11 protein-coding genes are annotated in these 14,767 nt (G+C 54.6%); 10 read left to right on the plus strand and 1 reads right to left on the minus strand.

Annotation, left to right across the window (positions count from 1 at the left end; genetic code table 11):
* Positions 1-15 precede the first annotated feature (15 nt).
* Positions 16-807 carry an endonuclease VIII gene (gene nei / locus ACW9E7_RS04865; protein ID WP_115874511.1) on the plus strand — a complete coding sequence of 264 codons (792 nt, stop codon included), beginning with the start codon at positions 16-18 and terminating at the stop codon, positions 805-807.
* 99 nt (positions 808-906) lie between these two features.
* Here nei and ACW9E7_RS04870 read toward each other — a convergent pair whose 3' ends face one another.
* Entirely contained in the window at positions 907-2,190 is a 1,284-nt protein-coding gene (locus tag ACW9E7_RS04870) for a citrate synthase (protein ID WP_045909567.1), read from the minus strand.
* Between the two features lie 639 nt (positions 2,191-2,829).
* Here ACW9E7_RS04870 and sdhC point away from each other — a divergent pair.
* The 9 genes from sdhC to cydA all read left to right on the plus strand — a co-directional run bounded on the left by sdhC (position 2,830) and on the right by cydA (position 14,754).
* A complete protein-coding gene (gene sdhC, locus ACW9E7_RS04875; protein WP_020684965.1) occupies positions 2,830-3,234 on the plus strand; it encodes a succinate dehydrogenase cytochrome b556 subunit in 405 nt (134 codons plus the stop codon).
* Positions 3,228-3,575 carry a succinate dehydrogenase membrane anchor subunit gene (sdhD, locus tag ACW9E7_RS04880; protein ID WP_008501088.1) on the plus strand — a complete coding sequence of 116 codons (348 nt, stop codon included), beginning with the start codon at positions 3,228-3,230 and terminating at the stop codon, positions 3,573-3,575. The genes sdhC and sdhD overlap by 7 nt, the downstream gene beginning before the upstream one ends.
* Positions 3,575-5,341, plus strand: a complete 1,767-nt coding sequence (gene sdhA / locus ACW9E7_RS04885) for a succinate dehydrogenase flavoprotein subunit (RefSeq protein ID WP_024908800.1) — start codon at positions 3,575-3,577, stop codon at positions 5,339-5,341. The genes sdhD and sdhA overlap by 1 nt, the downstream gene beginning before the upstream one ends.
* Before the next feature lie 15 nt (positions 5,342-5,356).
* Positions 5,357-6,073: a succinate dehydrogenase iron-sulfur subunit SdhB gene (sdhB, locus tag ACW9E7_RS04890; protein WP_008501090.1), complete on the plus strand. Its 717-nt coding sequence runs from the start codon at positions 5,357-5,359 to the stop codon at positions 6,071-6,073.
* A 219-nt stretch (positions 6,074-6,292) separates the two neighbouring features.
* On the plus strand, positions 6,293-9,100 hold the full coding sequence (gene sucA, locus ACW9E7_RS04895) for a 2-oxoglutarate dehydrogenase E1 component (RefSeq protein ID WP_133294003.1): 2,808 nt from the start codon (positions 6,293-6,295) through the stop codon (positions 9,098-9,100).
* Positions 9,101-9,114: 14 nt separating this feature from the next.
* On the plus strand, positions 9,115-10,335 hold the full coding sequence (gene odhB / locus ACW9E7_RS04900; RefSeq protein WP_008501093.1) for a 2-oxoglutarate dehydrogenase complex dihydrolipoyllysine-residue succinyltransferase: 1,221 nt from the start codon (positions 9,115-9,117) through the stop codon (positions 10,333-10,335).
* An 83-nt stretch (positions 10,336-10,418) separates the two neighbouring features.
* Positions 10,419-11,585, plus strand: coding sequence for an ADP-forming succinate--CoA ligase subunit beta (sucC, locus tag ACW9E7_RS04905; RefSeq protein ID WP_006809579.1), 1,167 nt, complete (start codon positions 10,419-10,421; stop codon positions 11,583-11,585).
* On the plus strand, positions 11,585-12,454 hold the full coding sequence (sucD, locus tag ACW9E7_RS04910) for a succinate--CoA ligase subunit alpha (RefSeq protein WP_008501094.1): 870 nt from the start codon (positions 11,585-11,587) through the stop codon (positions 12,452-12,454). Before sucC ends, sucD begins: the two co-directional genes overlap by 1 nt.
* A 731-nt stretch (positions 12,455-13,185) precedes the next feature.
* Entirely contained in the window at positions 13,186-14,754 is a 1,569-nt protein-coding gene (gene cydA / locus ACW9E7_RS04915; protein WP_032638923.1) for a cytochrome ubiquinol oxidase subunit I, read from the plus strand.
* Positions 14,755-14,767 lie beyond the last annotated feature (13 nt).

Genomic DNA, 14,767 nt, shown 5'->3' on the forward strand with positions numbered 1-14,767 from the left:
TAAAAGGATAGAAAAATGCCAGAAGGCCCGGAGATCCGCCGCGCGGCGGATAGCCTCGAGGCGGCGATAAAGGGCAAACCGCTGACGGAGGCCTGGTTTGCTTTTCCTCAACTGAAACCGTTTGAATCACAGCTGGTGGGGCAGTCGGTAACGCATATTGAAACGCGCGGCAAAGCATTGCTCACGCATTTTTCCCATAACCTGACGTTATACAGCCATAACCAGCTTTACGGCGTCTGGCGCGTGGTGGAGGCGGGTGAACAGCCGCAAACGACACGCGTGCTGCGCGTCAGGCTGCAAACGGCGGATAAGGCGATCCTGCTCTATAGCGCCTCTGATATCGAAATGTTAACGCCTGAGCAGGTGCTCACGCACCCGTTCTTACAGCGGGTTGGGCCGGACGTGCTGGATATGCGCCTGACGGCGAGCGATGTGAAGGCCCGGCTGTTATCGCCTGCATTCCGCAACCGGCAGTTTTCCGGCCTGTTTCTTGACCAGGCCTTTCTGGCCGGGCTTGGCAACTACCTGCGGGTGGAAATCCTCTGGGAAGTCGGGCTGGCGCCGCAGCATAAAGCCTCTCAGCTGAGCGATGAACAGCTGGAGGCGCTGTCCCACGCGCTGCTGGACATCCCGCGGCTGTCGTACAACACGCGTGGCGTAGTGGATGAAAACAAGCATCACGGGGCGCTGTTCCGCTTTAAGGTGTTTCATCGGGCGGGGAAAAAGTGCGAGCGGTGCGGCGGGATTATCGACAGGATGATGCTCTCTTCAAGACCCTTCTACTGGTGCCCGCACTGCCAGAAATAAAAGTAAAACGGTAACCCTTGGGTTACCGTTTTTAATGTTTTCACCCTCTCCCTGTGGGAGAGGGCCGGGGTGATGGCATCAGGCCGCACCCAACATCTTTTAGCGCTTCAGGTCAGACTTAAAATCACGCTGCTCGTAGCCGGTATACAGCTGACGAGGACGCGCGATCTTCATGCCTTCGCTGTGCATTTCGTTCCAGTGCGCAATCCAGCCTACGGTACGCGCCATAGCGAAGATCACGGTGAACATGGAAGACGGAATGCCCATCGCTTTCAGAATAATGCCAGAGTAGAAATCAACGTTCGGGTAGAGTTTCTTCTCGATGAAGTACGGGTCGTTCAGCGCGATGTGTTCCAGCTCCATCGCCACTTCCAGCAGATCATCTTTGGTACCCAGCTCTTTCAGCACTTCGTGGCAGGTCTCACGCATCACAGTGGCGCGCGGGTCGTAGTTTTTGTAAACACGGTGACCGAAGCCCATCAGGCGGAAGGAATCATTCTTGTCTTTCGCGCGACGCACGAACTCAGGAATGTGCTCAACGGTGCTGATCTCTTCCAGCATCTTCAGTGCCGCTTCGTTCGCGCCGCCGTGCGCCGGTCCCCACAGGGAGGCGATGCCCGCAGCGATACAGGCGAACGGGTTCGCGCCTGAAGAGCCCGCGGTACGGACGGTAGAGGTAGAGGCGTTCTGTTCGTGGTCAGCGTGCAGGATCAGAATACGGTCCATCGCGCGTTCCAGAACCGGGTTCACTTCGTACTCTTCGCACGGCGTGGAGAACATCATGCGCAGGAAGTTACCCGCGTAGGAGAGGTCGTTGCGCGGATACACAAACGGCTGGCCGATGGAGTATTTGTAGCACATCGCCGCCATGGTAGGCATTTTGGACAGCAGACGGTAAGCGGCGATTTCACGGTGACGCGGGTTATTCACGTCAAGGGAGTCGTGGTAGAACGCTGCAAGCGCACCGGTAATACCGCACATCACCGCCATTGGGTGAGAGTCACGACGGAACGCATGGAACAGACGGGTAATCTGCTCATGGATCATGGTGTGACGGGTCACGGTGGTTTTAAATTCATCGAACTGGGCCTGCGTCGGTTTTTCGCCGTTCAGCAGGATGTAGCACACTTCCAGGTAGTTGGATTCGGTGGCTAACTGATCGATAGGGAAGCCGCGATGGAGCAGGATACCTTCGTCACCGTCAATGAAGGTGATTTTGGATTCGCAAGATGCGGTAGAGGTAAATCCAGGGTCAAAGGTGAACATCCCTTTGGAACCCAGCGTACGGATATCAATAACATCCTGACCGAGCGTGCCTTTTAGCACATCCAGTTCAATAGCAGTGTCACCATTTAGGGTGAGCGTTGCCTTTGTATCAGCCATTTACGGTCTCCTTAGCGCCTTATGCTTAAGACTGCGCTTTACCGGATTTGCTTTCAGCTGTTAATCACCGTTACCAGATTGTTATTTGGCTTACCGCTCAGCTCACGAGGACAAACCAGGGTACAGAGCTATGGCGCCTTGCAGGTAAACGAATGAAATATCAGTGAAACAACAGCAAATCAGCGTTTTTGCAGTCCGAATTATTCAAACCTGTATATCACTAATAACTGTCCTGATAACTTCGGTCAATACCATCACACTGTTACATAACTATTTGTCAGGTGAAAGAGAGACCTCATAACTTTTGCGCATTATATGCCTTTTCTGATGACGTTTGTAACAATATTGTTTAACATTTGTCAAATCAGATGATTAAAAATTAAAAAGATGTTGTTATCGTGACCCTGATCACTGTTCCAGAGAAAACCCGACAAACTGTATGTAGGTTAATTGTAATGATTTTGTGAACGGCCTATACTGCCGCCAGGTCTCCGGAACACCCTGCAATCCCGAGCCACCCAGCGTTGTAACGTGTCGTTTAAGCATCTGGAAGCAGTGTTTTGCATGACGCGCAGTTATAGAAAAGGAACGCTGCTTGACCCGCATCGCAGTCCGGAGGAAGGAAACAATAAGAACAGCATGTGGGCGTTATTCATGATAAGAAATGTGAAAAAACAAAGACCTGTCAATCTGGATCTCAAAACGATCCGGTTCCCCGTAACAGCAATAGCGTCCATTCTGCACCGTGTTTCTGGTGTGATTACGTTTGTGGCGGTCGGTATTCTGCTGTGGTTACTGGGCACCAGCCTCTCTTCCCCTGAAGGATTCCTCCAGGCCTCTGCCATCATGAACAGCTTCTTCGTGAAATTCATCATGTGGGGCATTCTGACCGCGCTGGCGTACCACGTCGTCGTGGGTGTTCGCCATATGCTGATGGACTTTGGCTACCTGGAAGAGACTTTCGAAGCCGGGAAACGCTCCGCTAACATTTCATTTGTGATTACTGTCGTGCTTTCACTTCTCGCAGGAGTTCTCGTATGGTAAGCAACGCCTCCGCATTAGGACGCAACGGCGTACATGACTTCATTCTGGTCCGTGCTACCGCCATCGTTCTCACTCTTTACATCATCTATATGATCGGTTTCTTCGCGACCAGCGGCACGCTGACGTGGGAAATCTGGAGTGGGTTCTTCGGATCCGCCTTCACCAAAGTGTTCACCCTGCTGGCCCTGTTCTCTATCCTTATTCATGCATGGATTGGCATGTGGCAGGTGTTGACCGATTACGTTAAACCGCTGGCGATTCGCCTCCCACTGCAGCTGGCCATTGTGGTTGCACTGGTGGTTTACGTTATTTATGGATTCGTTGTGGTGTGGGGTGTGTAATGAAACTGCCAGTCAGAGAATTTGATGCTGTTGTAATTGGTGCCGGTGGCGCAGGTATGCGTGCCGCACTGCAAATTTCCCAGAGCGGCCAAACCTGTGCGCTGCTCTCTAAAGTTTTCCCGACCCGTTCCCATACTGTGTCCGCGCAGGGCGGTATTACCGTTGCGCTGGGTAACTCCCATGAAGATAACTGGGAATGGCACATGTATGACACGGTAAAAGGTTCCGATTACATCGGCGACCAGGATGCCATCGAATATATGTGTAAAACCGGTCCGGAAGCGATTCTGGAGCTGGACCACATGGGTCTGCCGTTCTCCCGTCTGGAAAATGGCACTATCTATCAGCGTCCATTTGGCGGCCAGTCGAAAAACTTCGGCGGCGAGCAAGCGGCACGCACCGCGGCGGCGGCTGACCGTACCGGTCACGCGCTGCTGCACACCCTGTATCAGCAGAACCTGAAAAACCACACCACCATCTTCTCCGAGTGGTATGCGCTGGATCTGGTGAAAAACGCCGATGGCGCGATTGTTGGCTGTACCGCGCTGTGCATCGAAACCGGTGAAGTGGTTTACTTCAAAGCGCGCGCTACCGTGCTGGCGACCGGCGGTGCAGGCCGTATCTATCAGTCCACCACCAACGCCCACATCAACACCGGTGACGGTGTCGGTATGGCTATCCGAGCGGGCGTGCCGGTGCAGGATATGGAGATGTGGCAGTTCCACCCAACCGGTATCGCCGGTGCAGGCGTTCTGGTAACAGAAGGCTGCCGCGGTGAAGGTGGCTACCTGCTGAACAAACACGGCGAACGCTTCATGGAGCGTTATGCCCCGAATGCGAAAGACCTGGCGGGTCGTGACGTGGTGGCGCGTTCCATCATGATCGAAATCCGTGAAGGCCGCGGCTGCGACGGCCCATGGGGTCCGCACGCGAAGCTGAAACTCGACCATCTGGGTAAAGAAGTTCTGGAGTCCCGTCTGCCGGGCATCCTGGAACTTTCCCGCACCTTCGCACACGTCGACCCGGTGAAAGAGCCGATTCCGGTTATCCCAACCTGCCACTACATGATGGGCGGTATTCCGACCAAAGTGACCGGTCAGGCGCTGACCGTGAACGAGCAGGGCGAAGACGTGGTCATTCCTGGCCTGTTCGCGGTGGGCGAAATCGCCTGCGTATCCGTACACGGTGCAAACCGTCTGGGCGGCAACTCCCTGCTGGATCTGGTGGTGTTTGGTCGCGCAGTGGGTCTGCATCTGCAGGAATCCATTGCCGAGCAGGGTGCGCTGCGTGACGCAACCGACGACGAAATTGATGCCTCTCTGGAGCGCCTCAACCGCTGGAACGGCAACCGTAACGGCGAAGATCCGGTGGAAATCCGTAAAGCGCTGCAGGAATGTATGCAGCACAACTTCTCGGTATTCCGTGAAGGCGACGCGATGGCCAAAGGTCTTGAGCAGCTGAAAGCGATCCGCGAGCGTCTGAAAAATGCCCGTCTGGACGACACCTCCAGCGAGTTTAACACCCAGCGCGTTGAGTGCCTGGAGCTGGATAACCTGATGGAAACCGCGTTCGCGACCGCGATGTCGGCAAACTTCCGTACCGAAAGCCGTGGCGCCCATAGCCGCTTCGACTTCCCGGAGCGTGATGACGAAAACTGGCTGTGTCATTCCCTGTATCTGCCAGAGTCGGAAACCATGACGCGTCGTAGCGTCAACATGGAACCGAAACTGCGTCCGGCGTTCCCGCCGAAGATTCGTACTTACTAATGCGGAGACAGGATAATGAAACTCGAATTCTCAGTTTATCGTTATAACCCGGATGTTGATGACGCTCCGCGCATGCAGGACTACACCCTGGAAGCGGAAGAAGGTCGCGACATGATGCTGCTGGATGCCTTAATCCAGCTGAAAGAAAAAGATCCAACGCTGTCGTTCCGCCGCTCCTGCCGTGAAGGGGTCTGCGGTTCTGACGGTGTGAACATGAACGGCAAAAATGGCCTGGCCTGCATCACGCCCATTTCAGCGTTGCAGCGTCCCGGTCAGAAAATTGTTATCCGTCCTCTGCCAGGCCTGCCGGTCGTGCGTGATTTGGTGGTAGACATGGGGCAATTCTATGCACAATATGAGAAGATTAAGCCTTACTTATTGAATAATGGGCAAAATCCACCGGCTCGCGAGCACTTACAGTCTCCTGAGCAGCGTGAAAAACTCGACGGTTTGTACGAGTGTATTCTCTGCGCATGCTGTTCTACGTCCTGCCCGTCGTTCTGGTGGAACCCGGACAAGTTTATCGGTCCGGCCGGTCTGCTGGCTGCCTATCGCTTCCTGATCGACAGCCGCGACACCGAAACCGACAGCCGTCTGGAAGGACTGAGTGACGCTTTCAGCGTATTCCGCTGCCATAGCATCATGAACTGCGTCAGTGTGTGTCCGAAGGGGCTGAACCCGACGCGCGCCATCGGCCATATTAAGTCGATGCTGCTGCAGCGCAGTGCGTAAGTAGTGAGAGGGGAGTGCTGTTCCCCTCACCTTAACCCTCTCCCACAGGGAGAGGGAATAGATTGCAGAAACCTTTAAAAACTGCCCTGAAGTCTAGACAGTTTCTAAAGGTTCCTTCGCGGGCCACAAAGAGCTCGCAGGTGAACCCCGGCACGTACACGTGGTGTGCGTGGTAGTTTCTACGGCGAAAGTAAGCATAAAAATGCTTAAGGGATCACGATGCAGAACGGCGCAATGAAAGCCTGGCTGGACTCTTCTTACCTCTCTGGTGCCAACCAGAGCTGGATAGAACAGCTCTATGAAGACTTCTTAACCGATCCTGACTCAGTGGACGCAAACTGGCGTTCCATGTTCCAGCAGTTGCCTGGTACAGGGGTCAAACCGGATCAATTCCATTCCAAAACACGTGATTATTTCCGTCGTCTGGCGAAGGATGCCTCACGTTACTCTTCTGCGATTTCCGACCCTGACACCAATGCGAAGCAGGTTAAAGTCCTGCAGCTTATCAACGCTTATCGCTTCCGTGGTCACCAGCATGCGAATCTCGATCCGCTGGGACTGTGGAAACAAGACCGTGTGGCCGATCTCGATCCGGCATATCACGATCTGACCGAGGCCGATTTCCAGGAAAGCTTTAACGTAGGTTCCTTTGCCATCGGCAAAGACACGATGAAGCTGGGCGATCTGATTGACGCGCTCAAGCAAACCTACTGCGGCTCCATCGGCGCGGAATACATGCACATTACCTCTACCGAAGAGAAGCGCTGGATCCAGCAGCGTATCGAATCCGTAGCGGGCCACGCGACCTTCTCGGCTGACGAGAAAAAGCGCTTCCTCAGCGAACTGACCGCAGCGGAAGGCCTTGAGCGCTATCTGGGCGCGAAGTTCCCGGGCGCAAAACGCTTCTCTCTGGAAGGCGGTGACGCCCTGGTGCCGATGCTGAAAGAGCTGATTCGTCACGCAGGCAAGAGCGGCACCCGTGAAGTGGTGCTAGGCATGGCGCACCGTGGTCGTCTGAACGTGCTGGTTAACGTGCTGGGTAAAAAACCGCAGGACCTGTTCGACGAATTCGCGGGCAAACATAAAGAACACCTCGGCACCGGCGACGTGAAGTACCACATGGGCTTCTCGTCGGATATCGAAACCGAAGGCGGTCTGGTTCACCTGGCGCTGGCGTTTAACCCGTCACACCTGGAAATCGTCAGCCCGGTGGTTATCGGTTCCGTGCGCGCGCGTCTGGATCGTCTGGACGAGCCAAGCAGCAATAAAGTTCTGCCAATTACCATCCACGGTGATGCGGCGGTAACAGGGCAGGGCGTGGTGCAGGAAACCCTGAACATGTCCAAAGCGCGTGGTTATGAAGTGGGCGGTACCGTTCGCATCGTGATCAACAACCAGGTGGGCTTCACCACCTCTAACCCGCTGGATGCGCGTTCTACCCCGTACTGCACCGACATCGGTAAGATGGTGCAGGCGCCGATCTTCCACGTTAACGCGGATGACCCGGAAGCCGTGGCTTTCGTGACCCGTCTGGCGCTGGACTTCCGTAATACCTTCAAACGCGATGTGTTCATTGACCTCTTCTGCTACCGCCGTCACGGCCACAACGAAGCGGATGAGCCAAGTGCAACCCAGCCGCTGATGTATCAGAAAATCAAAAAACACCCGACTCCGCGCAAAATCTATGCTGACAAGCTGGAAGGCGACAAAGTGGCGACGCTGGAAGATGCGACCGAAATGGTCAACCTCTACCGCGACGCGCTGGATGCGGGCGAATGCGTAGTGAAAGAGCTGCGTCCGATGAACATGCACTCCTTTACCTGGTCGCCGTACCTCAACCACGAGTGGGATGAGAGCTACCCGAATAAGGTTGAGATGAAGCGCCTGCAGGAGCTGGCTAAACGCATCAGCACCGTGCCGGACGCTATCGAGATGCAGTCTCGCGTGGCGAAAATTTATGCTGACCGTCAGGCCATGGCGGCAGGCGAGAAGCTCTTCGACTGGGGCGGCGCGGAAACGCTGGCCTACGCGACGCTGGTTGACGAAGGCATTCCTGTTCGTCTGTCCGGTGAAGATGCGGGCCGTGGGACCTTCTTCCACCGTCATGCGGTCGTTCACAACCAGTCTAACGGTTCAACCTACACCCCGCTGCAGCACGTGCACAACGGTCAGGGCCAGTTCAAGGTCTGGGACTCCGTGCTGTCTGAAGAAGCGGTACTGGCTTTCGAATACGGTTACGCCACGGCAGAACCGCGCACCCTGACCATCTGGGAAGCGCAGTTCGGTGACTTCGCCAACGGTGCGCAGGTGGTTATCGACCAGTTCATCTCCTCCGGCGAACAGAAATGGGGCCGTATGTGTGGCCTGGTAATGCTGCTGCCGCACGGTTATGAAGGTCAGGGTCCGGAGCACTCTTCCGCGCGTCTGGAACGTTATCTGCAGCTCTGCGCCGAGCAGAACATGCAGGTCTGCGTGCCGTCTACTCCGGCTCAGGTGTACCACATGCTGCGTCGTCAGGCGCTGCGCGGTATGCGTCGTCCGCTGGTGGTGATGTCGCCGAAGTCCCTGCTGCGTCACCCGCTGGCGGTGTCGAGCCTGGATGAACTGGCAAATGGCACCTTCCTGCCGGCCATCGGTGAAATTGACGAGCTGGATCCGCAGGCCGTGAAGCGTGTGGTGATGTGTTCTGGTAAGGTTTATTACGACCTGCTGGAACAGCGCCGTAAGAACGATCAGAAAGATGTCGCCATCGTGCGTATCGAACAGCTTTATCCGTTCCCGCACCAGGCGGTGCAGGAAGCGCTGAAACCGTACGCTCACGTTCATGATTTTGTCTGGTGCCAGGAAGAGCCGCTTAACCAGGGCGCATGGTACTGCAGCCAGCATCATTTCCGTGAAGTGATTCCATTTGGGTCAGCCCTGCGCTATGCAGGTCGCCCGGCCTCCGCCTCTCCGGCGGTAGGGTATATGTCCGTTCACCAGAAGCAGCAACAAGATCTGGTCAATGACGCGCTGAACGTCGATTAATTAAAGGATACATAATGAGTAGCGTAGATATTCTTGTTCCCGACCTGCCTGAATCCGTAGCAGATGCGACCGTCGCTACCTGGCACAAAAAACCAGGCGATGCCGTTAAGCGCGATGAAGTGCTGGTAGAAATCGAAACTGACAAAGTGGTACTGGAAGTACCGGCTTCGGCGGATGGCGTTCTGGACGCGGTGCTGGAAGATGAAGGTACTACCGTCACCTCTCGTCAGATCCTGGGTCGCCTGCGAGAAGGCAACAGCGCGGGCAAAGAGTCCAGCGCAAAATCTGAAGAGAAAGCCTCTACGCCGGCTCAGCGCCAGCAGGCTTCTCTGGAAGAGCAGTCTAACGACGCTCTCAGCCCGGCGATCCGTCGCCTGCTGGCGGAACACAGCCTCGACCCGGCAGCCATTAAAGGCACCGGTGTGGGCGGCCGTCTGACCCGTGAAGACATCGACAAGCATCTGGCGAAAGCGCCTGCTCAGGCCGAAGCGAAAGCCCCTGCGGCGGCGCCAGCAGCGCAGCCTGCACTGGGTGCCCGCAGCGAAAAACGCGTGCCGATGACTCGCCTGCGTAAACGCGTAGCCGAGCGTCTGCTGGAAGCGAAAAACTCTACCGCGATGCTGACCACCTTCAACGAAGTGAACATGAAGCCAATCATGGACCTGCGCAAGCAGTACGGTGACGCGTTTGAAAAACGTCACGGTATCCGTCTGGGCTTTATGTCCTTCTACGTGAAGGCGGTGGTTGAAGCGCTGAAACGCTATCCGGAAGTGAACGCGTCCATCGATGGCGATGACGTGGTTTACCACAACTATTTCGACGTCAGCATGGCGGTTTCTACTCCACGCGGCCTGGTAACGCCGGTTCTGCGTGATGTGGATACTCTGGGTATGGCTGACATCGAGAAGAACATTAAAGAGCTGGCTGTTAAAGGCCGCGACGGCAAGCTGACCGTAGACGACCTGACCGGCGGTAACTTCACCATTACCAACGGCGGCGTATTCGGCTCGCTGATGTCTACCCCGATCATTAACCCGCCGCAGAGCGCGATCCTGGGTATGCATGCCATCAAAGATCGCCCTATGGCGGTAGACGGTAAAGTTGAGATCCTGCCAATGATGTACCTGGCGCTCTCTTACGATCACCGCCTGATCGACGGCCGCGAGTCCGTGGGCTTCCTGGTTGCGATTAAAGAGCTGCTGGAAGATCCAACCCGTCTGCTGCTGGACGTCTAGTTTTGCAGTCTTGCCCGGCGGCGTATGGCTGCCGGGCCAATAAAAGCACGACCTAACGATTACCTGAAGGATGGATAGAACACATGAACTTACATGAATATCAGGCCAAACAGCTGTTTGCCCGGTATGGCTTACCGGCTCCGGTGGGTTATGCCTGTACTACCCCGCGTGAAGCAGAAGAAGCCGCATCTAAAATCGGTTCCGGCCCTTGGGTAGTTAAGTGTCAGGTTCACGCTGGTGGCCGTGGTAAAGCGGGCGGTGTGAAGGTTGTTAAGAGCAAAGAAGAGATTCGTGCGTTTGCTGAACATTGGCTCGGCAAGCGTCTGGTAACGTACCAGACAGATGCGAACGGCCAGCCGGTTAACCAGATCCTGGTGGAAGCGGCGACCGATATCGCGAAAGAACTTTATCTGGGCGCGGTTGTTGACCGTAGCTCCCGTCGCGTGGTGTTCATGGCGTCTACCGAAGGCGGCGTGGAAATCGAAAAAGTGGCGGAAGAAACCCCGCACCTGATCCACAAAGTGGCTATCGATCCGCTGGCAGGCCCAATGCCTTACCAGGGTCGCGAGCTGGCGTTCAAGCTGGGCCTGGAAGGTAAACTGGTTCAGCAGTTCACCAAGATCTTCATGGGTCTGGCAACTATCTTCCTGGAGCGCGATCTGGCGCTGATCGAGATCAACCCACTGGTGATCACCACCCAGGGCGATCTGATCTGCCTCGACGGCAAGCTGGGCGCTGACGGCAACGCGCTGTTCCGCCAGCCGGATCTGCGCGAAATGCGCGACCAGTCTCAGGAAGATCCGCGTGAAGCACAGGCTGCGCAGTGGGAACTGAACTACGTGGCGCTGGACGGCAACATCGGCTGCATGGTTAACGGTGCGGGCCTGGCAATGGGCACCATGGACATCGTTAAGCTGCACGGCGGTGAGCCAGCAAACTTCCTCGACGTAGGCGGTGGCGCAACCAAAGAGCGCGTAACCGAAGCGTTCAAAATCATTCTCTCTGACGACAACGTGAAGGCCGTTCTGGTTAACATCTTCGGCGGCATCGTACGTTGCGACCTGATCGCCGACGGTATCATCGGTGCGGTAGAAGAAGTGGGTGTTAACGTTCCGGTGGTTGTGCGTCTGGAAGGTAACAACGCTGAACTCGGCGCGAAAAAACTGGCTGACAGCGGCCTGAATATTATTGCAGCGAAAAGTCTGACGGATGCAGCTCAGCAGGTTGTTGCCGCAGTGGAGGGGAAATAATGTCAGTTTTAATTAATAAAGATACCAAGGTTATCTGCCAGGGCTTCACCGGTAGCCAGGGGACTTTCCACTCCGAACAGGCAATTGCCTACGGTACGCAGATGGTTGGCGGTGTTACGCCAGGTAAAGGCGGCACCACCCACCTGGGCCTGCCGGTGTTTAACACCGTGCGTGAAGCCGTAGAAGCGACGGGCGCCACCGCGACCGTGATCTACGTTCCGGCACCGTTCTGCAAAGACTCTATTCTGGAAGCGATCGACGCAGGCATCAAACTGATCATCACCATCACCGAAGGCATCCCGACGCTGGATATGCTGACCGTGAAGGTGAAGCTGGATGAAGCTGGCGTGCGTATGATTGGCCCGAACTGCCCAGGCGTTATCACCCCGGGCGAATGCAAAATCGGCATCATGCCGGGCCACATTCACAAACCGGGTAAAGTGGGCATCGTGTCCCGTTCCGGTACCCTGACCTATGAAGCGGTTAAGCAGACCACCGACTACGGTTTCGGCCAGTCCACCTGCGTGGGCATCGGCGGTGACCCGATTCCGGGCTCTAACTTCATCGACATCCTGAAGCTGTTCCAGGAAGATCCACAGACCGAAGCGATCGTGATGATCGGTGAGATCGGTGGTAGCGCGGAAGAAGAAGCGGCTGCTTACATCAAAGAACACGTGACCAAGCCAGTTGTGGGCTACATCGCGGGTGTGACTGCGCCGAAAGGCAAGCGTATGGGTCACGCAGGCGCGATCATCGCCGGTGGTAAGGGTACGGCTGATGAGAAATTCGCAGCGCTGGAAGCCGCAGGCGTGAAAACCGTTCGCAGCCTGGCGGATATCGGCGAAGCACTGAAATCCATCATTAAGTAAGTCCTCTCTGCTCCCCGAAAGGGGGGCGTTGCAGTATAAAAATGTCCGTTTCGACATGGTTGGCCGCTGTAAAGCGGCCTTTTTTATTGCCTGCCGGGCGTCATGCAATAGTCACAATTGGGTGTTAATTAGGAGGATGTAAAAGTAAAATAATTGTTATTTATTTGCCTTTAAGAGAGCAGATGGAAAAAAATAAAAAACGCACTAAAATTTATGTCCTGAATAAATCAGTCATTAAGCGTAACTGAGTTAATAAAAATCACTTCTGTTTATATTCATCCGTCGATTCGATAACCTTAATTGTATTTCATATACATATCTTTAACATGGTTTTTACCATGTTCACCACATCAAAACACAATTAACATTAAGAATTGTTTTTGATTTAAATCAATATTTAATCCTTGGAAAAAGGCGCTGAAAAGCGCTAAATTGTTCCCGATCAAAATGGCCGAAAAGTGGTAATTTTGCTATAAATTGATCGCCGTCGAAAAACGTAAATGTGATTCAATAAAAACCTGTTTATTGTAAGGGTTTTGCAGCGTATTATATTTGCGGGATCAATTTGAGTTTTTTATTAACGTATTTGTAACCTCACGTCATCGTTTTTATCCTCCCTCAGGGTAATAACGACGACAAGGATGCGAATAATTTGTATTGGGGCATGCGTGTGGATCTCTTTCTGACGGGGTCCACTCTCGGAGTCTTCATGCGATGAGCAAGGAGTCATGATGTTAGATATAGTCGAACTGTCGCGCTTACAGTTTGCCTTGACCGCGATGTACCACTTCCTGTTTGTGCCACTGACGCTCGGTATGGCGTTCCTGCTGGCCATTATGGAAACGGTATACGTTCTCTCCGGCAAACAGATTTATAAAGATATGACCAAGTTCTGGGGCAAGTTGTTTGGTATCAACTTCGCACTGGGCGTGGCAACCGGTTTGACCATGGAGTTCCAGTTCGGGACTAACTGGTCTTACTATTCCCACTATGTAGGGGATATCTTCGGTGCGCCGCTGGCCATTGAAGGTCTGATGGCATTCTTCCTCGAATCCACCTTTGTAGGTCTGTTCTTCTTCGGTTGGGACCGTCTGGGTAAAGTCCAGCATATGGCGGTGACCTGGCTTGTGGCATTAGGTTCGAACCTGTCCGCGCTGTGGATCCTGGTTGCGAACGGCTGGATGCAGAACCCTATCGCGTCTGATTTCAACTTCGAAACCATGCGTATGGAGATGGTCAGCTTTGCCGAGCTGGTCCTGAACCCGGTTGCTCAGGTTAAATTCGTTCACACCGTCGCTTCTGGATACGTGTGCGGCGCGATGTTTGTGCTGGGCATCAGTTCTTACTATATGCTGCGTGGTCGTGACTTCGCGTTTGCTAAGCGCTCCTTTGCTATCGCTGCAAGCTTCGGTATGGCTGCCATCCTCTCTGTTATCGTTCTGGGTGATGAATCCGGTTACGAAATGGGTGACGTGCAAAAAACCAAACTGGCCGCCATCGAAGCCGAATGGGAAACCCAGCCGGCGCCTGCTGCCTTTACGCTGTTCGGTATTCCCGATCAGGACGCGCAGGAAAACCGCTTTGCCATTCAGATTCCTTACGCGCTGGGTATCATTGCCACTCGTTCTGTTGATAAGCAGGTGACGGGTCTGAAAGAGCTGATGGTTCAGCACGAAGAGCGTATTCGTAACGGTATGAAAGCCTACTCGCTGCTGGAACAGCTGCGTGCTGGCTCTACAGACCAGACCGTCCGCGACCAGTTTAACGACGTGAAGAAAGATCTGGGTTATGGCCTGTTGCTGAAGCGTTATACCCCGAACGTTTCTGATGCGACGGAAGCGCAGATCCAGATGGCAACCAAAGACTCGATTCCACGCGTTGCGCCTCTGTACTTCGCATTCCGTATCATGGTGGGCTGCGGCATCATCATGCTGCTGATCATTGCGGCGTCCTTCTGGTCTGTGATTCGCAACCGCATCGGCGAGAAAAAATGGCTGCTGCGCACCGCGCTTTACGGTATTCCACTGCCGTGGATCGCAATTGAGTCCGGCTGGTTTGTTGCGGAGTATGGCCGTCAGCCATGGGCGATCGGTGAGGTCCTGCCAACGGCGGTGGCGAACTCGTCCCTGACCGCAGGCGACCTGATCTTCTCCATGCTGCTGATTTGTGGTCTGTACACCCTGTTCCTGGTGGCTGAACTGTTCCTGATGTTCAAGTTCGCGCGCCTTGGCCCAAGCAGCCTGAAAACCGGTCGCTATCACTACGAGCAGTCCACTGCGACTACTCAGCCGGCACGCTAAGACAGGAGTCATC

Source organism: Enterobacter sp. H2G27 (assembly GCF_054403075.1).